The organism is Pseudomonas sp. FYR_5 (assembly GCF_043106315.1).
In the GTDB taxonomy this organism is placed as follows: domain Bacteria; phylum Pseudomonadota; class Gammaproteobacteria; order Pseudomonadales; family Pseudomonadaceae; genus Aquipseudomonas; species Aquipseudomonas putida_Y.
Map to the genome: position 1 here is coordinate 72,763 of NZ_JBICMK010000100.1, position 20,352 is coordinate 93,114.

Annotated in this window: 19 protein-coding genes; 7 read left to right on the forward strand and 12 right to left on the reverse strand. The window is 61.6% G+C overall.

Annotation, left to right across the window (positions count from 1 at the left end; all coding sequences use genetic code 11):
- Positions 1-19 precede the first annotated feature (19 nt).
- On the forward strand, positions 20-2,206 hold the full coding sequence (locus ACF8RA_RS21165) for a patatin-like phospholipase family protein (protein ID WP_176685207.1): 2,187 nt from the start codon (positions 20-22) through the stop codon (positions 2,204-2,206).
- Positions 2,207-2,238: 32 nt separating this feature from the next.
- On the opposite strand, the gene ACF8RA_RS21170 is transcribed toward ACF8RA_RS21165, so the two are convergent.
- Together ACF8RA_RS21170 and recQ are read right to left on the reverse strand one after the other, a co-directional pair.
- A complete protein-coding gene (locus ACF8RA_RS21170; protein ID WP_010955198.1) occupies positions 2,239-2,676 on the reverse strand; it encodes a MarR family transcriptional regulator in 438 nt (145 codons plus the stop codon).
- Positions 2,677-2,826: 150 nt separating this feature from the next.
- On the reverse strand, positions 2,827-4,974 hold the full coding sequence (recQ, locus tag ACF8RA_RS21175; protein ID WP_176685206.1) for a DNA helicase RecQ: 2,148 nt from the start codon (positions 4,972-4,974) through the stop codon (positions 2,827-2,829).
- Positions 4,975-5,217: 243 nt separating this feature from the next.
- Between recQ and ACF8RA_RS21180 the strand changes: the two genes are divergently transcribed.
- The 3 genes from ACF8RA_RS21180 (at position 5,218) to ACF8RA_RS21190 (ending at position 7,848) form a co-directional block, all read left to right on the forward strand.
- Positions 5,218-5,805 (forward strand): YecA family protein, encoded by a 588-nt coding sequence (locus ACF8RA_RS21180; protein ID WP_010955200.1) that lies wholly within the window; start codon positions 5,218-5,220, stop codon positions 5,803-5,805.
- A 7-nt stretch (positions 5,806-5,812) separates the two neighbouring features.
- Entirely contained in the window at positions 5,813-6,178 is a 366-nt protein-coding gene (locus ACF8RA_RS21185) for a YbaN family protein (protein ID WP_176685205.1), read from the forward strand.
- 311 nt (positions 6,179-6,489) lie between these two features.
- Entirely contained in the window at positions 6,490-7,848 is a 1,359-nt protein-coding gene (locus ACF8RA_RS21190) for a TolC family outer membrane protein (RefSeq protein WP_176685204.1), read from the forward strand.
- A gap of 62 nt (positions 7,849-7,910) precedes the next feature.
- Here the strand turns inward: ACF8RA_RS21190 and ACF8RA_RS21195 are convergent, their stop codons facing one another.
- The 3 genes from ACF8RA_RS21195 to ACF8RA_RS21205 form a co-directional block, all read right to left on the reverse strand.
- Positions 7,911-8,510, reverse strand: a complete 600-nt coding sequence (locus tag ACF8RA_RS21195; protein ID WP_176685203.1) for a tRNA-uridine aminocarboxypropyltransferase — start codon at positions 8,508-8,510, stop codon at positions 7,911-7,913.
- Positions 8,511-8,574: 64 nt separating this feature from the next.
- Positions 8,575-10,140 (reverse strand): PAS domain-containing methyl-accepting chemotaxis protein, encoded by a 1,566-nt coding sequence (locus ACF8RA_RS21200; protein ID WP_176685202.1) that lies wholly within the window; start codon positions 10,138-10,140, stop codon positions 8,575-8,577.
- Positions 10,141-10,277: 137 nt separating this feature from the next.
- Positions 10,278-11,171, reverse strand: a complete 894-nt coding sequence (locus tag ACF8RA_RS21205) for a LysR family transcriptional regulator (protein WP_003254585.1) — start codon at positions 11,169-11,171, stop codon at positions 10,278-10,280.
- Between the two features lie 224 nt (positions 11,172-11,395).
- Here ACF8RA_RS21205 and speB point away from each other — a divergent pair, with 224 nt between their 5' ends.
- Complete coding sequence (speB, locus tag ACF8RA_RS21210; protein ID WP_129932884.1) at positions 11,396-12,346, forward strand: agmatinase; 951 nt, start codon at positions 11,396-11,398, stop codon at positions 12,344-12,346.
- Positions 12,347-12,498: 152 nt separating this feature from the next.
- Positions 12,499-13,878 carry a sodium:solute symporter gene (locus tag ACF8RA_RS21215; RefSeq protein WP_176685201.1) on the forward strand — a complete coding sequence of 460 codons (1,380 nt, stop codon included), beginning with the start codon at positions 12,499-12,501 and terminating at the stop codon, positions 13,876-13,878.
- 127 nt (positions 13,879-14,005) lie between these two features.
- Here the strand turns inward: ACF8RA_RS21215 and ACF8RA_RS21220 are convergent, their stop codons facing one another.
- A complete protein-coding gene (locus ACF8RA_RS21220) occupies positions 14,006-14,134 on the reverse strand; it encodes a PA1414 family protein (protein WP_256122388.1) in 129 nt (42 codons plus the stop codon).
- Positions 14,135-14,258: 124 nt separating this feature from the next.
- Entirely contained in the window at positions 14,259-15,152 is an 894-nt protein-coding gene (locus ACF8RA_RS21225) for a LysR substrate-binding domain-containing protein (RefSeq protein ID WP_339443845.1), read from the reverse strand.
- A 105-nt stretch (positions 15,153-15,257) separates the two neighbouring features.
- Here ACF8RA_RS21225 and ACF8RA_RS21230 point away from each other — a divergent pair, with 105 nt between their 5' ends.
- Positions 15,258-16,430, forward strand: coding sequence for an MFS transporter (locus tag ACF8RA_RS21230; protein ID WP_392519557.1), 1,173 nt, complete (start codon positions 15,258-15,260; stop codon positions 16,428-16,430).
- 100 nt (positions 16,431-16,530) lie between these two features.
- Here ACF8RA_RS21230 and ACF8RA_RS21235 read toward each other — a convergent pair whose 3' ends face one another.
- From ACF8RA_RS21235 to ACF8RA_RS21255, 5 genes are all read right to left on the reverse strand, one after another.
- Positions 16,531-17,457 carry a DMT family transporter gene (locus tag ACF8RA_RS21235; RefSeq protein ID WP_176685198.1) on the reverse strand — a complete coding sequence of 309 codons (927 nt, stop codon included), beginning with the start codon at positions 17,455-17,457 and terminating at the stop codon, positions 16,531-16,533.
- Positions 17,458-17,562: 105 nt separating this feature from the next.
- Positions 17,563-17,958 carry a transcriptional regulator gene (locus ACF8RA_RS21240; RefSeq protein WP_176685197.1) on the reverse strand — a complete coding sequence of 132 codons (396 nt, stop codon included), beginning with the start codon at positions 17,956-17,958 and terminating at the stop codon, positions 17,563-17,565.
- Between the two features lie 176 nt (positions 17,959-18,134).
- A complete protein-coding gene (locus ACF8RA_RS21245; protein ID WP_392519558.1) occupies positions 18,135-18,512 on the reverse strand; it encodes a hypothetical protein in 378 nt (125 codons plus the stop codon).
- On the reverse strand, positions 18,509-19,483 hold the full coding sequence (locus tag ACF8RA_RS21250; RefSeq protein WP_392519559.1) for a hypothetical protein: 975 nt from the start codon (positions 19,481-19,483) through the stop codon (positions 18,509-18,511). Before ACF8RA_RS21250 ends, ACF8RA_RS21245 begins: the two co-directional genes overlap by 4 nt.
- A 9-nt stretch (positions 19,484-19,492) precedes the next feature.
- Positions 19,493-19,981 carry a type VI secretion system tube protein Hcp gene (locus tag ACF8RA_RS21255; RefSeq protein ID WP_176685194.1) on the reverse strand — a complete coding sequence of 163 codons (489 nt, stop codon included), beginning with the start codon at positions 19,979-19,981 and terminating at the stop codon, positions 19,493-19,495.
- Between the last annotated feature and the right edge of the window lie 371 nt (positions 19,982-20,352).

A 20,352-nucleotide genomic window follows, 5' to 3' on the forward strand; every position in this document is an offset into this window, starting at 1 on the left:
CCACGGTTTGAGACTCACGATGCGCCGTTTGCTGCTCTGTTTTCTGCTCCTCATTACCTCCCTTACGGCAATCGCTGCGGAACCCGCCAGGCCCAAGGTCGGCCTGGTATTGTCTGGCGGTGCAGCCCGTGGCCTGGCCCACATTGGCGTACTCAAGGCGCTGGAAGAACAGGGTGTGCGCATTGACGCCATCGCCGGCACCAGCATGGGCGCGGTGGTCGGCGGCCTGTACGCCTCGGGCTACAGTGTCGAAGAGCTGGAAAAACTCGCTACCACCCTTGACTGGCAACAGGCGCTCTCCGATGCCCCGCCGCGCGAGGATGTGCCCTTCCGACGCAAGCAGGATGACCGCGACTTCCTGGTCAAGCAGAAGCTCAGCTTTCGCGACGATGGCAGCCTGGGCCTGCCGCTGGGTGTGATTCAGGGCCAGAACTTGTCACTGCTGCTGGAAAGCAAACTGGCGCATACCGCCGACACCCGCGACTTCGACAAGCTGCCCATCCCCTTCCGTGCCGTGGCCACTGACATCGCCAGTGGCGAAAAAGTCGTTTTCCGCCGCGGCCACCTGCCCCAGGTAATCCGCGCCAGCATGTCGATCCCCGCCGTGTTCGCCCCGGTCGAACTGGACGGTCGCCTGCTGGTGGACGGCGGCATGGTCGACAACATTCCGGTGGATGTGGCCCGCGACATGGGCGTGGACCTGGCGATCGTGGTCGACATCGGCACCCCGCTGCGCGATCGCAAGCAATTGCTGACGGTGGTCGACGTGCTGAATCAGTCGATCACCTTGATGACCCGGCGCAACTCCGAAGAACAGCTGGCCAGCCTGCACCGCGACGACATCCTCATCCAGCCATCGCTCACCGCCTTCGGCGTGACAGATTTCGGCCGTGCCCGCGACATGATCGACGCCGGTTACCGCGCCACCCGCCTGCTTGACCCGCGCCTGGCCGCCCTGCGCCAGCTCGAGGGCGACGCCAGCCTGGCCGTGGCCCGCTCGCCGCACCAGCGCACGCCGGTAATCACCGCAATCCGGATCGAAAACGACTCCAAGGTCAGCGATGATGTGATCCGCTCGTACATCCGCCAGCCGATCGACGCACCGCTGGAACTGGACCGCCTGCAGACCGACATGGGTACGCTGTATGGCCTGGACTACTTCGACAGGGTGCAGTACCGCGTGGTGCACAAGGGCAACGACCACACCCTGGTAATCAACGCCCGTGGCAGACGCGGCGGCACCGACTACCTGCGCCTGGGCCTGAACCTGTCCGATGACCTGCGTGGCGACAGCGCTTTCAACCTGGGCGCCAGCTACCGGGTCAACGGCATCAACAGCCTTGGCGCCGAATGGCTGACCCGCGGCCAGATCGGCGACCAGCAAGAGCTGTACAGTGAATTCTACCAACCCCTGGATGTGGGCTCACGCTACTTCATCGCGCCGTACCTGGACCTGGGCTCGCAGAACATCGAAGCGACCCTGGACAACGACCCCGTCGCCGAGTATCGCCTGGAGCGCTACGGCTTTGGCCTGAATGTAGGCCGGCAGATCGGCAACAGCGGTGAAGTGCGCCTGGGCGCGGGCAAGGCCTGGGGCGAAGCCGAAGTGCGCATCGGCGACCAGGACTTGCCCAAAGTCAGTTTCAACGAAGGCTTCTACGAACTGAAGTACTCGTTCGACACCCTCGATAACGTGTACTTCCCGCACCATGGCGAGGACATCGGCCTGACCTTGCGCAAATACGACAAGTCGCTGGACTCCGACCAGAATTACCGGCAGTGGCTGTTTACCCTGGACAAGGCCCTCAGCAGCGGGCCGAACACGTTCGTGCTGGGTGGGAGCTACGGGCGCACGCTGGACGATACCGAAGTGGTGACGTCGAGCTTTGTGCTGGGCGGGGCGCGACAGCTGTCAGGCTTCCGCCAGGACTCGGTATCGGGGCAGAACGCGAGCCTGCTGCGCATGGTCTATTACCGTCGGCTGACGCCGCGGGCCTATGTGCCGCTGGACTTCCCGTTATACATAGGCGGCTCGCTGGAGCGTGGGCGGGCATGGAACAACGACAACGAGTTCGACAGTGGGTACATCAATGCGGCGAGCATCTTCCTGGGGTTGGAGACGCCTCTAGGGCCGCTGAACTTCAGCTATGGCGCCAACAGTGCACATGAACAAGCGGTGTACCTGAACCTTGGGCACACCTTCTGAGGCTTGCACTGCACCTGAATCGATGGGCGGGCTCAGGACTTTTCGAGGTTGGCCAGGATCTTGGCATGCACGCGCATACAGACCTGCAAGTCAGCCTCGTCCACGCCGGTAAACAGCTCGACCCGCAGCTGGTTGGCGATGGTCTCGATCTGATCGATCAACGGCTTGGCCGGCGGGCACAGCACAATCTTCTTCGCCCGCCGATCCTCCAGCACCGCCTGACGACGCACCAGCCCTTGCGCTTCCAGGCTGTCAAGCAGACGCGCCAGGGTCGGGCCTTCAACGCCTACGCTCTGGGCCAGCTCACGCTGGGTCGGGGCTTCCTCGAAGCGAGCCAGGTGCAGCAACACCAGCCAGCGCGCCTGGGACAGGTTGAGCCCGGCCAGGCGGCGGTCCAGCTCGGCACGCCAACCTCGGGACATCTGGGCCAGTTGCATGCCAAAGCGGTGTTGGTTGTCGTTCAGGGGCATAAGGAGCTCATTGAGTAGATCTAATTATTAGGCAGCTAACCATGCCCTGCCCCACGAGGCAAGGCTCGGCCACGCCTGCTCGGTCGAAAATCGTCAAAAAGCATGACAAAGGTCAGCAGATGGCGCTTCTGCCTTCGATCCTGCCTGTGCTCACAATTCGAATTCCGCCGCCAGTGCTGCCCGCACGCAATAAAGTACGCCCTCCGGTACCCGCGCCCCGAACTGGGGGGCAATGGCCGACACCGGTGGCAGTTCACCTTCGCCATCAAGAAAGGCGTCCTGTACCTCCATCATCAGGTCTTCCGGCAGGTCGATGGCCTGGTCAAGACTCAGCTCCTGGCGGCCCAACGCCTCGGCCAACAGGCTATACACGTTCTTCTCGCTGCAATTGAGCTGCCCGGCGATCTGCGCCGGGGTCATGCCGGCACGGGCCAGGCTGACCAGTTCGTGGCGCAGGTCGAGCACCACTTTCGGTGCCTCGTCGGTGCCTCCGCTGTTGTTCAGCACTTCGAGGAACGCCTGGCCGTAGCGCTCCAGCTTGCGCGCCCCCACACCGCTGACCTGGGCCATGTCGCTGAGGCTGACCGGCTGGCTACGCAACATCTCCAGCAGTGTCGAGTCAGGGAAGATGACGTAGGGTGGCACACTGTGTTCTTCGGCCAGCTTGCGGCGCAGGGTGCGCAGTGCTTCCCACAGATCGCGCTCTTCGGCACGCACCAGCTGGCTGGCAGGGCTGCCGCCACCGGACGACGAGGTTTTGGCCGTGGTCTGCGGTTTGAGGTCACGGCGCAGTTGCAAGGTCACCTCGCCGCGCAGCAGCGGCCGGCAGCTGTCGGACAGGCGCAGGCCGCCGTAGCCTTCCAGGTCGATATCGACCAGCCCGCGCGCCACCAACTGACGGAACAGCGAGCGCCACTCGACCTCGGCCAGACCTTTGCCAACGCCAAATACCGACAGCTTCTCGTGGCCGAAATTGCGCACCTTCTCGGTGTCCTTGCCCAACAGCACATCGACCAGGTGGCCAACACCATAGCGCTGGCCGGTGCGGAACACCGCCGACAGCGCCTGGCGGGCCGGCTCGGTGGCGTCCCAGGTCTGGATGTTGTCGACACAGTTGTCGCAATGCCCGCACGGTTGTTCGAGGGTCTCGTCGAAGTAGGCCAGCAGCGACTGGCGGCGGCAGCGGGTTTCTTCGCACAGCGCCAGCATGGCATCCAGCTTGTGCTGCTCGATGCGCTTGTGGCGCTCGTCGCCTTCGGAGTTCTGCAGCATCTGCTTGAGCATCACCATGTCCTGCAGCCCGTAGGCCATCCAGGCATCGGAGGGCAGGCCGTCACGGCCGGCACGGCCGGTTTCCTGGTAGTAGGCCTCAAGCGATTTGGGCAGGTCGAGGTGGGCAACGAAGCGCACGTTGGGTTTGTCGATACCCATGCCGAAAGCAATGGTAGCGACCATGATCAGCCCTTCCTCGTTCAGGAAGCGATGCTGGTTGGCCGCCCGCGTCTCGGCGGCCAGGCCGGCGTGATACGGCAGCGCGGGGAAACCCTGACTACAGAGGAAGGCGGCGGTTTCGTCGACCTTCTTGCGCGACAGGCAGTAGACGATGCCAGCGTTGCCACGGCGCTCGCCGAGAAAGGCCATCAACTGCTTGCGCGGTGCCTCCTTGGGCACGATGCGGTAGAAGATGTTGGGCCGGTCGAAACTCGACAGGAAGCGCTCGGCGCCTTGCAGGTGCAGGCGCTGGACAATCTCCTCGCGGGTCCGCATGTCGGCCGTAGCGGTAAGCGCAATGCGCGGAACATGCGGGAACAGCTCGGCCAGCTGGCCCAGTTGCAGGTACTCGGGGCGGAAATCGTGACCCCATTGCGATACGCAGTGGGCCTCGTCAATGGCGAACAGCGAGATGTCCAGATCGCGCAGGAAGTCGAGCATGCGCGGCTGCACCAGACGTTCCGGCGCCAGGTACAGCATCTTGACTTCACCACGGCGCAGGCGCCCGGCCAGCTCACGCTGCTGCTCTGCCGTCAGGGTAGAGTTCAGGGCGGCCGCAGACACACCCAGCTCGTCAAGGGTGGCGACCTGGTCGTCCATCAGCGCGATCAGTGGCGATACCACCACCGTCAGGCCCGGGCGCAGCAGCCCCGGCACCTGGAAGCACAGCGACTTGCCACCACCGGTGGGCATCAGCACCAAGGCATCGCCGCCATTGGCCACGCATTCGATGATCGCTGCCTGGCGCCCACGGAAACTGTCGTAGCCGAAGATGTCCTTGAGAACGCGCTGAGCCTGTTCGAGCATGTGCAACTCCAAATCGCCGTACCATCCTGGATAAAGGCTGGACGAAAAACCCGCCCCGCACACGCCAAATGCGTAAGCGGTTTTTGCCAGGCAGCCGGCAAAACCTGCCCCTGGATGAAAAATCGCGGAGTATACCGCAGCACCGCCCTGCACAGGCACCACGGCGATAGACGTTCCCTTTGCCCCGCTGCCGCTGCAAGGTGCTAGAATTCGTTATCGTTTATTCCCCAAGGTAGCCCTGTAATGTCCTTCGCCGAGCAACTGACCCGCCTGCAAGCCTTCCTCGACGCCGACGAGCTGCACGAAGAAGCGCTGGACTACGTCGCCGCACATGGCTACCTCACTGCTCTTTCGATCAACGCCGAGGACGTGCCCGAGCGCGAGTGGATCGACGCCCTGTTCGCCGAAGAGCCGCACTACGCCAGCGAAGCCCAGCGCACCGAAATCGAGGCCACCCTGGTGGCGCTCAAGGCGCACATTGCCCGCCAGTTGGCCAGCGACGAAGAATTCGACCTGCCATGCGACCTCGACCTGACCGATGAGCCGGACGATTCCGACCTGCGCGGCTGGTGCATCGGCTTCATGGAAGGCGTGTTCCTGCGGGAAGAGGCGTGGTTCGAGAACGCCGAAGAAGAGGTCAGCGAGATGCTGCTGCCGATCATGGTGGGTTCGGGGTTGTTTGACGAGCAACCAGAGTTCGCCGACATCGCCAGCAACGCCAACCTGCAGGATGACATGATCGTGCAGATCCCCGAGGCGCTGAGTGCACTGTTCCTGCTGCTGCACGCCCCTGACGAAAAACCGGCGCTGCTCAAGCCACGCCACCACTGAGCAAGCTGTGCGCTACCTGCTGCTGGCCACGGGCTGGCTCAGCGTCGCGCTGGGGGTGCTGGGGATATTCCTGCCGGTATTGCCCACCACCCCATTCCTGCTTTTGGCGGCGGCCTGCTTTGCCCGCAGCTCGCCGCGCTTCCATCACTGGCTGGTCCATCATCCCAAGCTGGGGCCATGGATCCGTGACTACCTCAGTGGTGAAGGCATCCCCCTCAAGGGCAAGGTCTACGCCATCGGCCTGATGTGGGCCAGCATTGGCCTGTCGTGCTATCTGGTGCCGCTGTTCTGGGCGCGCACCTTCATGCTGACCAGTGCCACATTGGTCACCCTGTACATTCTCAGCCTGAAAACCCTGCACAAGCCAAAGTGACAATATTTTGTCGCCAAATATCGCTTTCGCCTAATCAACACCCTCTTTATCCGAATTAGTTCTGGAACTGCGCATAGCCCTTGTATCCATTGGTTTTCAAGGCATTCTTCGTGTTCATTCCGTGCGCTTGAATGCACACTTATTAGACAATAAAGATCTTTTATGGCAATTTGATATGAATAAATCTTCTTACCTATCGCGTTGAATGTACTTAGCTGTGTTGTTAAAAACCTGCAACACTATACGCGATAAGTTTATCGTCATTTTTTTGGCGAGCAGCAGGATCAATTCCAGGATCAGGGAGATGTACCATGCGCGTTTTGAACCCCATCACCAGTGCTTTATTGTTGGCCCTGGCGAGTGCCAACGTACAGGCGATGTCGATTACCGAGGCTGTCCAAAGCGCCGTGGACTACCACCCACAAGTCAGCTCCAACCGTAACAGCAAGCTGTCGGCCGATGAAGACGTGAAGTTCGCGCGTGGTGGCTACTACCCTTCCGTGGACCTGGTTGCCGGCTACGGCCGCCAGCGCTCGGACAACGCCACTACCCGCGCTGCGGGTAATCACAACAAGGAAACCCTCAACTACACCCAGTCCGAGCTGCGTCTGCGGCAGATGATCTTCGACGGCTTCAACACCGCGAATGAAGTGGGCCGCACCGAGGCGGTCTCTACCTCCCGCGCCTATTACACCCAGGCCGTTGCCCAGGATGTCGCACTGCGTGCAGTCGAGGTCTACCTGGAGGTGCTCAAACGCCGTGAACTGGTGACCTTGGCCAAGAACAACCTGCAAGCTCACCTGCGCGTCAACGACCAGATTGGCCTGCGCAACGAGCGCGGCGTCGGCAGCACCGCCGACCTCGACCAGTCCCGCGCCCGTCGCGCCCTGGCAGAAAACAACCTGGACACCGCCGAAGTCGACCTGGCCGATGCCGAGGCCAACTTCTTCAGTGTGATCGGCCGTGCCCCGGACGAGCTGGAAAGCCCGCAGACCATCAAGAGCGAGGTGCCAGGCACCCTCGAAGAAGCCCGCGATGGCATGCGTCAGAACAACCCGTACATCAAGTCTGCCCAGGCTGACGTCAACGCCGCCGAGAAGCAGTACGAAGTGGGCAAGTCGACTTTCTACCCACGCTTCGACGCCATTCTGGCAACCGGTGCCAACAACAACACCGGCGGCGAAAAAGGCCACAACAACAACGACTGGCAAGCTGGCGTGGAGATGAACTACAACCTGTTCCGCGGCGGCAGCGACAAGGCTCGTCTGCAGTCGGACGCGCACAAGATCAACCAGGCACTGGACATTCGCAACAACGCCCTGCGTGAGTTGACCGAGAACCTGAGCCTGGCGTGGAATGCCATGAACAACGCCAGCAAGCAGCTGCCGACCGCGCGCGAATACGCCGAGACCACCAAACGTGTGCGTGCGGCCTACCAGGACCAGTTCGGCCTGGGTCAGCGCACCCTGCTGGACGTACTCGACAGTGAGAACGAGCTGTACAACGCCGACCGCCGCTACACCGAGGTGCGTTATACCGAAGAGTTCTCGCGCTACCGCGTACTGGCGACCATGGGTGAATTGCTGAGCAAACAGCATATTTCGCTGCCGCCAGAGGCGCTGGCGACTACCGAAGTACGCACCGAGGCACGTCTGCCTGAGATGCGTTGAGCGGATTTGAGGTAGCGGGGCCGCTTTGTGCTGCGAATGGGCTGCAAAGCAGCCCCCAACCCTCACCCACGGCCATGATTACGCTGAAACGTCTCTACACCCATGGCCCTGATCTGCCCCTCGATCAACGCCTCGAACGGCGCTAACAGTGCATCGAAGCAGGCCGGTTGCTCCAGCGTGTTCAATGCCCCGACCACCGCCTCGATCGTCGACACTGCACCCGCCTCCGGCGCTTTGCGCAACCGATAGCGTGAAGCGGCCACCTGCCCCAGCGTCACCCGTGGCAGCCCCCCCAGCAACGGGTTCAGGTACAGCAGCTTGCGCGCCTTGCGCCAGGTGCCGTCGGGTACGATCAGCAGCAAAGGTTTGTCGCCCGCCTCGCCATACGCTGTCAGCACCTGAGCATCATCACCAGGGAACAACAGCACCGGGTGGTATCCGGGGGTGGCGAGCAGGTCATGCAGGTCATCGAACACCTCTCCAATACGCAGTTCGGCATTGTTCAGGCCAAGGGCAGCCAGGCGCGCCGTGTTCAGGGCGTGGGCAGTTTCACTGGGGTGCTGCAGCAGAATCACACGGGTGCGGCTGTCGAGCGCGGGGATCAGTGGGCATAGGCAATGGTCGAGCGGGCGCTGGCAGCGCTCGCAGCGGGGTCTGGGCATGGCGGTCTCCTTGGCGGGGACAGTTTGCCACATAACCGGGGCCCGCTTAGCGGGCCCCGCGATTTCAACGGTTGAACCTTTCCGCCAGGCTATGCAGGTACTCCGCCATGCGCTCGAGGTCCTGGCTGATTTCTGCGCCTTGCCTGGCTTGCCCGGCGCTCTGGTCGCACAGTTGGGCAATCCTCACGATCTGCTGGTTGATGTCTTCTGCCACATGGGTTTGCTGCTCCGATGCCGTGGCCATCTGCTGGCTCATGCCGGTGATGCGGCTGACCGCCTGGGCAATCCCGCTCAGCGCCGCCTGCACCGCCTCGACACTGTGCACACTGTCCCGGGAAATCTGCTCGCCCCGGCTGGCAGTGCTCACCGCTCGCTCCGCCCCGGCCCTCAATGAAGCGATGATATGGTGGATCTCTTCGGTCGACGCACGGGTGCGCTGCGCCAACGACCGCACTTCATCAGCCACCACGGCGAACCCGCGCCCTTGCTCACCGGCGCGCGCCGCTTCAATGGCGGCGTTAAGCGCCAGCAGGTTGGTCTGCTCGGCAATCGAAGTGATCACGTCGACCACACTACCAATCGACTGGGTCTGCTCGGCCAAGGCGTTGACCGCCTGACCAATGTCATTGACTGCATCGCTCATGCTGCCCATGGCCTGCAGGCTCTTCAGGGCCAGCTCGCTGCCCTGCTGCGCCAGCTGGTCGGCATCACCTGCCGCGTGTGCCGTGCTTTGCACGTTGTGGGTAACCTGCTGGATGGTTGCCGCCATCTGTGCGATAGCCGTGGCGGATTGGTCGGTCTCGCTGCGCTGCCGGTCGAGCATCTGCGCCTGGGCATCGGACAGGTCGGAAGATTGCGCCGCCCGCGACTTTACCCCGACCCCGGCATCCACCAGCCGGGTCAGGGCCGTTTGCAGGCGGGCTTCTTCGCTGATGATAGCCAGGTCGAGCTGGCCCTGCAGGCCTGGGTTGTCGCTGTAGGTCAGTGCCACCAACGGACTGGTAAAGGCCTTGGGATGCTCGGCCAGCGTGCGGCGAATGGCCTGGTTCTGCCGGCGCTCGACCACGTACCAAGCCAGGAGCAGACTTGCCATCAGCACCGCGAGTGCGGCATAGGGTGGCAGCCAAAGGTAACCCGCCGCCGACAGCAGGCCGGCGCCGATCAGCGGCCAGCCATGGCCCAGGCCGTGCCCCAGGCGGGCAGCCCAAGGCACCGGACCGCGGCCATCGCGCAAGCGCGCATACAGTGCCTCGGCGCGGCGGATCTGCTCGCGCGTGGGCACCGAGCGCACCGACTCGTAGCCACTGATCCGGCCCTGTTCGTAGATCGCCGTGACGTAAGCGCTTACCCAGTAGTAATCGCCGTTCTTCGCCCGGTTCTTGACTATGCCCATCCAGGGTTTGCCCTGCTTGATGGTTTCCCACATGTGGCCAAACACTGCCGGCGGCATGTCCGGGTGGCGCACCAGGTTGTGCGGTTGACCGACCAGCTCGTCGTAGGTAAAGCCGCTGATCGCAACAAAGGCGTCGTTGCAGTAGGTGATGCGGCTGTCGAGGTCAGTCGTGGAAATAAGGCGTTGATCGCCGGGGAAGGTTCTTTCGTGCTCAGTGACGGGCAAATTCATGCGCATCTTGGGCGATCCTTGCAGGATGAAATGAGGGAAAATCATCAGCGCAAGTTGATATGTAGCAGAGCGCTATCAGGTTAGCGGCCAACGTTTACCGGATTTTAACCCCCTCCCGACGGAATGCATGAATGCGTCGCATCTCAGCCCACGTTGAGCTGGCTTTTCAGCAGGTCACGGAAGGTCTGGATCAACGGTTCACGGCTACGTCCGCGGCGAATGATCAGCGAGAACGGGGCCTGGTAACCAAAGGTCGACGGCGACAGCACGCGCAAGTCACCTTTGTCGACCCAGGCCTGGGCGTAGTGCTCAGGCAAGTAGCCAATATAGGCCCCGGAAAGGATCAGGATCAGCTGCGCCTCCATGCTTTCAACCGTCGCTGCACTGTGCTTGAAGCCATGCCGGGCCAGTTCGGCCTGGCTCCAGTAACCACGCCCGACCATGCGCTGCTGGGTCACCACCTGCTCGGGGATGCGCCGCTCGGCATACAACGGGTGGCGGCTGCTGCAGTACAGCCAGTGCTGTTCGCGGTACAACGGCTGGTAGAGCAAGCCGCTCATCCGCGAAGAAAACGCGCCGATGGCCAGGTCCAGGCGGTTGTCCTGCACCCCCAGTTGCAGCTCGTAGGGGCTGGACACCGACAGATGCAGGTGCACTGCTGGGTGTTCCTGGCTGTAGGCACCGATGGCTTCGGCCAGCGGCAAGGCGCGGTCACCGACTGTGGAGTCGATCACCCCAAGGTTGAGGGTGCCACGCAATTCACCCTTGAGGGCGGCGGCATACTGCTCGAAACCGTCCAGCTCGGCCAGCAGGCGCAGGGTCTCCTGATGAAACAGCTCGCCCTTGCTGGTCAGGCTGAAGCCACCCCGACCACGGTGGCACAGCACGATACCCAAGGCGCCCTCCAGCTGGCTCATGTAGGTACTGATGGCCGAGGTCGACAGGTTCAGCTCGCGCTGGGCGTTGGCAAAGCCCTGGTGGCGCACCACGCTGATGAAGATGCGCAGCAGTTTCAGGTCGGGCAAGGTCGAGGCCATGGTGCAACGGTTCCACAAGGGTATGTGCGCGCAGTCTAACCGCTCCACCCGCCTTTAGTTCAGAAAATCCTGAACTAAGTATTTGTCGGTAGCGATTCTTCCCGGGCACTACCTTGAGCAGACTTGGCCGAAATGTCCCTGCCCGCCGGCAAACCACACGTGAATGGCGCGCGGCGGCACAGGTTCGAACAAACACAACAATCGACCGACTGATGAGGCCCACCGTGGACAAGACTCTCCACCAACCACTGGGCGGCAATGAAATGCCGCGATTCGGCGGCATCGCCACCATGCTCCGCCTCCCCCACCTGCAAAGCGCCGAAGGCCTGGATGCTGCCTTCATCGGCGTACCACTGGATATCGGTACCTCGCTACGCTCCGGCACTCGCTTCGGCCCACGGCAGATCCGCGCCGAATCGGTGATGATCCGCCCGTACAACATGGCTACCGGTGCCGCCCCGTTCGACTCGCTGTCGGTCGCCGATATCGGCGATGTGGCAATCAACACCTTCAATCTGCTGGACGCCGTGCGCATCATCGAAGAAGCGTATGACGAGATCGTCGAGCACAACGTCATTCCCATGACCCTGGGGGGCGATCACACCATCACCCTGCCGATCCTGCGCGCACTGCACAAGAAACACGGCAAGATCGGCCTGGTGCACATCGATGCCCACGCCGACGTCAACGACCACATGTTCGGTGAGAAGATCGCCCACGGCACCACCTTCCGCCGCGCCGTGGAAGAAGGCCTGCTCGACTGTGAGCGCGTGGTGCAGATCGGCCTGCGCGCACAGGGCTACACCGCCGATGACTTCAACTGGAGCCGTCGCCAGGGCTTCCGCGTGGTCCAGGCCGAAGAGTGCTGGCACAAGTCACTGGAGCCACTGATGGCCGAAGTGCGGGAAAAAGTCGGCGGTGGCCCGGTTTACCTGTCTTTCGACATCGATGGCATCGACCCGGCCTGGGCGCCCGGTACCGGAACCCCGGAAATCGGCGGCTTGACCACCATCCAGGCGATGGAGATCATTCGCGGCTGCCACGGCCTGGACCTGATCGGCTGTGACCTTGTCGAAGTCTCCCCGCCTTACGACACCACCGGCAACACCTCGCTGCTCGGTGCCAACCTGCTGTTCGAGATGCTCTGCGTGCTACCGGGCGTGGTGCGTCGCTAGGCTTTTCATACAGAGCCTAAAACCGTTACACCCCGGCAGGAGCCATGAGGGAGGGCCACTGAGGCCCGCCAACACACGACAGGACCGCCGGGCGCCATGAACCCCGCCCGCGTGGTCGATCTCGCCATAATAAAGATAATCGGGAGACCCCAATGGCCTTGGACATCATTGTTGTAATGATCTATACCGCCGGCATGCTCGGGCTTGGCTGGTATGGCATGCGCCGCGCGAAAACCCATGAAGACTACCTGGTAGCCGGGCGCAATCTCGGTCCGGTGCTGTACATGGGCACCATGGCCACCACCGTACTCGGTGGCGCCTCCACCGTCGGCACCGTGCGCCTGGGCTACGTCCACGGCATCTCCGGCTTCTGGCTGTGCGCAGCCTTGGGCATGGGCATCATCGCCATCAACCTGTTCCTCGCCAAACCGCTGCTGCGCCTGCGCATCTTCACCGTGACCCAGGTACTGGAACAGCGCTACAACCCCACCGCACGCCAGGCCAGCGCCGTCATCATGCTGGCTTATGCACTGATGATCGGGGTCACCTCGACCCTGGCCATGGCCACGGTCCTGCAGGTGCTGCTGGACCTGCCGTTCTGGGCTTCTCTGATGCTCGGCGGTGGCGTGGTAGTGCTGTACTCGACCATCGGCGGCATGTGGTCGCTGACCCTGACCGATATCGTCCAGTTCGTGATCAAGACTGTCGGCCTGATGTTCATCCTGCTGCCAGTGTGCCTGTACAAGGCCGGTGGCTGGGACACCCTGGTGGCCAAATTGCCAGCGGCCAGCTTCCAGCTGACTACCATTGGCTGGGACACCATCATCACCTACTTCCTGATCTACTTCTTCGGCATCCTCATCGGCCAGGACATCTGGCAGCGGGTGTTCACCGCCCGTGACGAAAAGGTCTGTCAGCGTGCCGGTACCACCGCTGGTGTGTACTGCGTGCTGTATGGCCTGGCCTGTGCGGCGATTGGCATGGCTGCACACGTGCTGATGCCCGACCTGGCCAACCCGAACAACGCCTTTGCCGAGATGATCAAGACCACCTTGCCCGATGGCATCCGTGGCCTGCTGATGGCCGCGGCCCTGGCGGCGATGATGTCCACCGCCAGTGCCGGCCTGCTGGCTGCCTCGACCACCGTGACCGAAGACCTGCTGCCCAAGCTGCGTGGCGGCAAGCAGTCGAGCCTGGGTACCAGCCGCCTGTTCACCCTGCTCACTGGCCTGGTGGTGCTGGGCATCGCGCTGGTGGTAAATGATGTGATCAACGCCCTGACCCTGGCTTACAACCTGCTGGTCGGCGGCATGTTGATCCCGCTGATCGGGGCGATCTTCTGGAAGCGTGCGACCACCGCAGGCGCGATTGCCAGCATGTCGCTGGGCTTTGCCACCGCTCTGCTGTTCATGTTCATGGACGGGATGGAAGCCAATACGCCGATCTACTACAGCTTGGCAGTAGGGCTGGTGAGCTTTGTAGTGGTGAGCCTGGTGTCGCGCAAGTCAGTAGCGGCGGTGAAGCTGGCCTGACCGTTGTACCGGCCCTTTCACTTGTAGGAGCGGGCTTGCCCGCGAAAGGGCCAGTACAGGCAATAGACAGTCAACAGACACAAAAAGGCCGCTGCACACACTCGGGTGCAGCGGCCTCTGTCGTTAATCAGCGACGACGCGATTGACGTTTGCGCTGCTCTTCATCAGTCGGGATCGGTACCGGCTGCAGGGGTGGTGGAATCAGCCCCAAGGCGACGGCCAGGTCGTGGAGCCAGTTTGACAGTGGTTTATTCATAATGCCCCCTTGACGGGTCAGCCTCACGGCGAATCAATCCTGCGATGTTTCATACAGATCATAGCCCGATGTCCTGTATTACGCATGCCTCTGTTCCTACAGATAAGGGCCATTTTGACGCGGATCAAGCCGTGGCGGCGCATTCCGACGACTGGTTAATCGTTTCGCTTTGTTGCAGGTCGATCCATGCCTGCAGATTAGCCCCGCGCATACCCTGGCGCCACATCAGCCAGGTGACCGCCTGATCGAAAGGCGCCTGCAGCGGGTGCACCCTCACCCGATCACGTCCAGGCAGGCTGTCGAGCATCGACTGGGCCATCATCGCCACACCCGCACCCGCGATCACACAGGCCAGCATGCTCTGGTACGACTCGATCTCCATCACCCGCCCCATCGGCGTATGGGCATGGGCATACCAGGCCTCCAGACGCATGCGATACGAGCAGCCTTGGCGGAAGGTGAACACCGCCTTGCCCGCCACGTCCTTGGCGGTGCGTACCGCCAGGTGCTCGGGACTGGTGATCAGTACCAGTTGCTCATCGCACAGCGGCACGCCATCCAGCCCGGCAAGGCTCGGTGGCCCGTCCACAAGAGCAGCATCCAGGGTGTGGTTCAGCAGCCCTTCAAGCAACTCGCCGCTGGGTGCAGCACGCACTTGCAGGTTCACCTGCGGGTAAGCCTGGTGATAGCGCGCCAGCAACCCCGGCAGGTGGGTCGCCGCCGTGCTGTACATGGTCCCCAGCACGAAGTCCCCAGCCGGCTGACCGCCACGCACGGCGCCCAGCGCTTCGTCGCGCAAGGCTGACATGCGGTTGGCATAGTCCAGCAGCACCTTGCCTGCTGGCGACAACTGAAGGCGCTGGCGTTCGCGCAGGAACAGTTCGACGCCCAACTGCTCCTCGAGCTGGCGCAGGCGCGTGGAGAGGTTTGATGGCACCCGGTGCAGACGCTCTGCGGCACGGGTAACCGAGCCTTCCTCGGCCACGGCCTGAAAGATACGCAGTTGGCTGAATTCCACAACATTCTCCAAAACAGAACAACTTGATCATCATTATTCAATTTTATTGAAAATAAAAGCGCCCTAACCTGCCAGCCATCACTTTATCTGCGCAGGAGACCTGTCATGTCGCCACTCATTCAACTGCTCGCCAGCGCCGTGGCGCTGATGATGGCCATGGGCATCGGTCGTTTCGCCCTCACCCCGCAACTGCCACAACTGATTGCCGAAGGCCAGTTCGACCTGACAGTCGCCGGGCTGGTCGCGGCGGCCAATTACCTGGGCTATTTCGTGGGCGCGGTGGACGCCATGTTCGCCCGCTCGCCAGGCCAGGTACGCCTGCGCCTGCATGCGGGGCTGTGGCTGTGTGTGCTGCTGACCTTGGCCTCGTGGGCTGCCGACGGCTTCTGGGGCCACCTGCTGCTGCGCTTTGGCACAGGCGTAGCCAGCGCCTGGGTGCTGGTGATGATCACCAGCCTCAGCCAGCAGGTAGCCAATGTGCACAACCGCCAACGCCTGGGAGCGCTGGTATTCGCCGGGCCCGGCCTGGGTATTGCCGTGACCGGGCTAACGGCAATGGCCGCACATGTGCAGGGACTGGGCTCGGCAGCGCTGTGGCTGATCTATGCCGTGGCTGCCCTGGTGATGCTGTTGGCCGTGCGGCCATGGTTGCCACGGGCATTGCAAACCGCGCCGACTCAGTTGCCAGTACGACAAGGCCCGACGCGCAGTGTCGGCACTGGCCGCCTGGGGTTGGTGTATGGCCTGTATGGCATGGGCTACATCCTGCCAGCTACCTTTCTGTCACAGATGGCCAATCAGCAGTTTCGCGGGCAGTGGCTGGCCGACCTGTTCTGGCCGGCGTTTGGCCTGGCGGCGGCGCTGGGCGTCCTGCTGGTGAGCGTGCGCCGTGGCGGTCGCACTTCAACCTGGTTGACCGTCACCCTGTGGTTGCAAGGGCTGGGTGTGCTGGCCTGCCTGATGGGTGGAGGGACCGGCCTGGCGCTGGGTGTTGCGCTGTGTGGCGGGCCATTCCTGGCCTGCATGCAACTGGTCATGCAACGCTCGCGCGAGTTGGCGCCACATGCCACACAGCGCAATGCCGGGCTGCTGACCGCGTGCTTTGCCTTGGGGCAGTTGAGTGGTCCGCTGCTGGCCGCGCTCAGCAGCCATTACAGCGGCGGGCTGCAACCCGCATTGATGCTGGCGGCGGGCGGGTTGGCGGTGGCTGGCGGGTTGGTCCAGTTGCCGGGTAATGCACAACAGGGAAGCGCCTGTCAGGCCAAGGTTGCATCCTGAATCGATGCAGTCTGTACCGGCCTCTTCGCGGGCAAGCCCGCGCCTACAACGGCTGTGTAGGCGCGGGCTTGCCCGTGAAAAGGCCGGTATAGGCAACGCATCACCCTACCAACCGCCGCAATTGCTGTTTCACCCAAGGCTCGGCACTTACCAGGATCACACCCAGCAACACCATCAACGCCCCCACCACGAAATTCGCACTGAGCGGCTCGTCCAACAGCAAAACGCCAAAGGTCACCCCAAACAACGGGGTAATGAAGGAAAACACCGCGAGGTTCGACGCCAGGTATTTGCGTAGCAACCAGAACCAGGTCAGGTAGCTGACGAACGACACCACAATCCCCTGGAACAACACGCTGCCCATAGCCAGCGGCGTCAGCGACACCGCGCCGATCTGCCCGCTGACCAGGGCAATCAGCAGCAGCCCGGCAAACCCGACCGCCAGCTGATAGAACAGGGTCAAGGTTGCCGGCGCCTCCGATAGCCGTGAGCAACGCACCACCACCGTAGTCGCACCCCAAGCCAGCCCGGCGATCACGCCAAAGGCATCACCCAGCAAGGTGCGGCCGTCCATGTGCTCGAACGAAGTGCCACCGGCAAAGGCCATGGCTATGCCGCCGAAGGCCAGCAGAATGCCCAGCCATTGCAACAGCCGCAAGCGTTCACTGGATAGCCGAAAATGCAGGCCCAAGGCGGTAAATACCGGCGCGGTGTAGAGGAACACCGACATATGCGCCGCCGAGGTCAGTTTCAGCCCTTCGGCAATGAACAGAAACTCCACCCCGAACAGCCCGCCCGCCAGCAACCCAGCGCGCCAGGTGCTGCCGACCTGCTCCCAGCCTCCCCGCCAGCACAGCATCAGGCCTACCAGCACAGCGGCAATGCCATTGCGCAGTGCTGCCTGCATCACGGGCGCGATGTCGACGGCGGCGGTCTTGATCAGTACCTGCTGGCAGCCCCAGATCAGGCAAAGCCCCAGCATTACCTGGAAGGCAAAGGCATCAGGGTTCTTGCGGACCGCGCTCATAAGCGGGCCTCTGGGGTGATCGTAGGCATGGGCAAGGCTCGGCAGCGTTCAGAAGCTACCGATTATCGGGTTTTGAACGCTGCACTTGCCAGCCTTAAAACGACCTCAAGCAATCTGTGCCTTCGCAGATACCTGTTCGAACGTCGTTTCGTCCAGCGCATCCTCCTGCTCATCCAGCACCTGGCGCGGGTGCTCGAAGCCGGGGATGCTGCTGTCGATCAGGCTCATCAAGCGCGAGCCGCGTTCGGTCAGGACGAAGTTTTCGCCATTGCCGCCGTCCTCTTCAGGCCGGCATTCAATGAATCCGCGCTCGAATAGCAGCTTTTCATACTCGCATGCACGGGTTTTCAGGTGATCCAGGTCACCCACCGGCTCACCCTTGGCGGCCAGTGCAGCAGCATGCTGCTCGGCATAGGGGCGGGGCGTGAAGCTGTGACCGGCGCCGTTCTGCACTTCGTGCAGCAAGCGTTCGATCAGGTCCCAGTCGTAGGCGATGCTCATGGCTATGGGCTCCTGCTGTGGACGAAAAGGGGTACACAGGTTGGGACCTGCCAAGGTTGCCAAGCGTTCCGAAGCGCTTAGCGCTGGCGTTGTTGCGCGCCGCGCGGGCGGCGCCCGGTCTCCCAGGCGCTGAAAACACTACGATAGGCGCAAATTTTCCTGTCCAGACACGAAATTTAATAACCCCCCAATTTCAACCAGCTCCAAAGGCCAATGAGCGACAAGAAAATAGCGACATGAAGAAACCACAAGCTAACCAGCATGCGGCGCAATCCACCAGGAAATTTTTTTACATCCTGAACGTCTAGAAGGCCTTTACGAACGCAAATCGCCCTCATCGACAACATCACGGATGCCGAGCCGGTACGCATCACTTTACCTACGAAACCTGCATGACCAAAAATCTTTTTATTACCAGAAACCATCAAACTATTAGAAAGCAACGACTCTATTTGACTCACATAGCGAACCGAGACATAAACCCATATAAATATGACTATGAACATAGCCACCATCAAGGGAAGGCCTAACCACCTGGCGTCGAACTCAATCATTGCGCCACCTCATATATCAACTCACCAAGCATTTCACCGATATCACCTACGATCGAACCGCCTGTAGCGCCACCCACGGCACCGCCAATGACAGTGCACGCGAGAGCCCCCGGACCGCCTGTCGTCACTCCAAGGAAAAGCACGCAACCAGTTCCCCCTAGAAATCCACCAATCGCCCCGCCAGTGATCGATCCCCCCGTACTGCCAACCAGAGAGACGCCTTCCACATACTTGGCCTTTCTGCAGTCTTCAGAGCGTCCAAAGGTACATGCATGATGGATACTTAGCCCTGTTGAAGCCACGTCGAGCCCCAAGCCGATATAAGTACCCTTCTTTATCAAATTGGCTGCTCTCGAGATTCCTGCGATCTTCTCGGCGTACCCAGCAATCTCACCCGTATGCAGGTAGCTCTTGGTTGATATCTCGAGGACTCTCTTCACCGAACCTCTATTTCGCAGGCCTGAACCGTACGCAGCCAATTTATTCAGCTGCTCTTCTAGCTTCATGAATAAGGTCATTCGCCTGGCATAAAACTCATTACGCCCCTTAAATGTGCCATCTCTCAAATATTGACGATGTAAGACCTCAATATCTTCCAGGGTCTTCTTGATCGACTCAAGGTGCCTACTCCAGCCATCGCTTACAGCGCCAGCCCCCATGGAGGCGTGGGTGAGGAAACTTTTCAGCATCTCGTAGTTGTCCAGAAAGAAGTCATCCACCCCAGCACCATTGACCTCCAGCTGATGATGTATTCCCGCTGCCTTCGCCATTAAAAAAGCCTCATGGCTCGTACACAATGGCGTACTGGGGTCACCAACAATCACCAGTTCCCCTCCAACAACCACGCCATTGGCGATATGCGCATTTAGCACATCAAACTTGGCCCGCTGATTGGCCGACATGGGCGTGCCGGCCTTCAGCGACTCAAACGATTGCGCCTGAGGATTGATAAAGCTGCGTGCCTCGGACATGGTCGCACCTCACGCATACTTCTTGTTGGCGATGCGGTCCCAGCCGCCGGTCACGTTGCCGCCCGCGCTGCCGTCGCGGCGCTTCTGCCGCGTATAGGTGGTCTTGATGCGGCCGTAGTTCAATTGAATCACTTCTATCGGCACCCCGGCGCTGGCGCTCTGGGCGTAATCGGCGATGATCACTTCTTCGAGAATGACTTCGTAGTACTTGAGCTTTTCGGTACCGGCCCGGCACACCACCAGCTTCACTTCCTTCAGGTGCTGGCCGGCACAGCTGGCCTCAAGCAGCTTGCAGCTGGCGCTGTCCAGATACTTGGTAAAGGTGAAGTTGGTGAGCGTGGTCCGCCCGGAAGATGCGCCGCCCGCGGAGCTTGCGGTGGCAGAGGTGCTCTGGTTGGCGCCGAACTTGTAGCCGATGATCTCGATCCAGTTGGCGTACTGCTCGTCCAGTGCTTCGCCAGTGATCTCTGCGATTTGAATATAAGCATCGAAGGCCATGCTTACCTCTCCTTGGTAAGGATTGGGCTGATAACGACGGCATTTCGAGATCGCCGTCTTGAGGTAGTTCCCGAAGGCGAAGGGCGGATTGCGCTGCGTGCCCTCAGGTGCGATTGACCCTAGCTCCCCACACCTGGCGGGGCAATAGAACGCGAGCAAACAAGGCTACTTTGGGAAATTGCTTACAGATTTGCCGATGAAGTCAGCCCGCTCTCAAAGGGTTCGAGCAAATTTTTAGATCTCGACCAAGACCGTTGTGACGACAAAAAATCTCTGCACGCGATACTGGGGAAGAAGGGCTGCGGATTGTGTGTGGGGAGATTGCGCAAATCGAGCGCCGCCCGCGCGGCGCTCGGTCTCCCAAGGACCAC

Excerpts from the sequence above, each read along its gene's own strand:
- ACF8RA_RS21165 (WP_176685207.1), top strand. The coding sequence starts at position 20 with ATGCGCCGTTTGCTGCTCTGTTTTCTGCTCCTCATTACCTCCCTTACG.
- ACF8RA_RS21170 (WP_010955198.1), bottom strand. The coding sequence starts at position 2,676 with ATGCCCCTGAACGACAACCAACACCGCTTTGGCATGCAACTGGCCCAG.
- recQ (WP_176685206.1), bottom strand. The coding sequence starts at position 4,974 with ATGCTCGAACAGGCTCAGCGCGTTCTCAAGGACATCTTCGGCTACGAC.
- ACF8RA_RS21180 (WP_010955200.1), top strand. The coding sequence starts at position 5,218 with ATGTCCTTCGCCGAGCAACTGACCCGCCTGCAAGCCTTCCTCGACGCC.
- ACF8RA_RS21190 (WP_176685204.1), top strand. The coding sequence starts at position 6,490 with ATGCGCGTTTTGAACCCCATCACCAGTGCTTTATTGTTGGCCCTGGCG.
- ACF8RA_RS21195 (WP_176685203.1), bottom strand. The coding sequence starts at position 8,510 with ATGCCCAGACCCCGCTGCGAGCGCTGCCAGCGCCCGCTCGACCATTGC.
- ACF8RA_RS21200 (WP_176685202.1), bottom strand. The coding sequence starts at position 10,140 with ATGCGCATGAATTTGCCCGTCACTGAGCACGAAAGAACCTTCCCCGGC.
- ACF8RA_RS21205 (WP_003254585.1), bottom strand. The coding sequence starts at position 11,171 with ATGGCCTCGACCTTGCCCGACCTGAAACTGCTGCGCATCTTCATCAGC.
- ACF8RA_RS21215 (WP_176685201.1), top strand. The coding sequence starts at position 12,499 with ATGGCCTTGGACATCATTGTTGTAATGATCTATACCGCCGGCATGCTC.
- ACF8RA_RS21220 (WP_256122388.1), bottom strand. The coding sequence starts at position 14,134 with ATGAATAAACCACTGTCAAACTGGCTCCACGACCTGGCCGTCGCCTTG.
- ACF8RA_RS21230 (WP_392519557.1), top strand. The coding sequence starts at position 15,258 with ATGTCGCCACTCATTCAACTGCTCGCCAGCGCCGTGGCGCTGATGATG.
- ACF8RA_RS21235 (WP_176685198.1), bottom strand. The coding sequence starts at position 17,457 with ATGAGCGCGGTCCGCAAGAACCCTGATGCCTTTGCCTTCCAGGTAATG.
- ACF8RA_RS21240 (WP_176685197.1), bottom strand. The coding sequence starts at position 17,958 with ATGAGCATCGCCTACGACTGGGACCTGATCGAACGCTTGCTGCACGAA.
- ACF8RA_RS21245 (WP_392519558.1), bottom strand. The coding sequence starts at position 18,512 with ATGATTGAGTTCGACGCCAGGTGGTTAGGCCTTCCCTTGATGGTGGCT.
- ACF8RA_RS21250 (WP_392519559.1), bottom strand. The coding sequence starts at position 19,483 with ATGTCCGAGGCACGCAGCTTTATCAATCCTCAGGCGCAATCGTTTGAG.
- ACF8RA_RS21255 (WP_176685194.1), bottom strand. The coding sequence starts at position 19,981 with ATGGCCTTCGATGCTTATATTCAAATCGCAGAGATCACTGGCGAAGCA.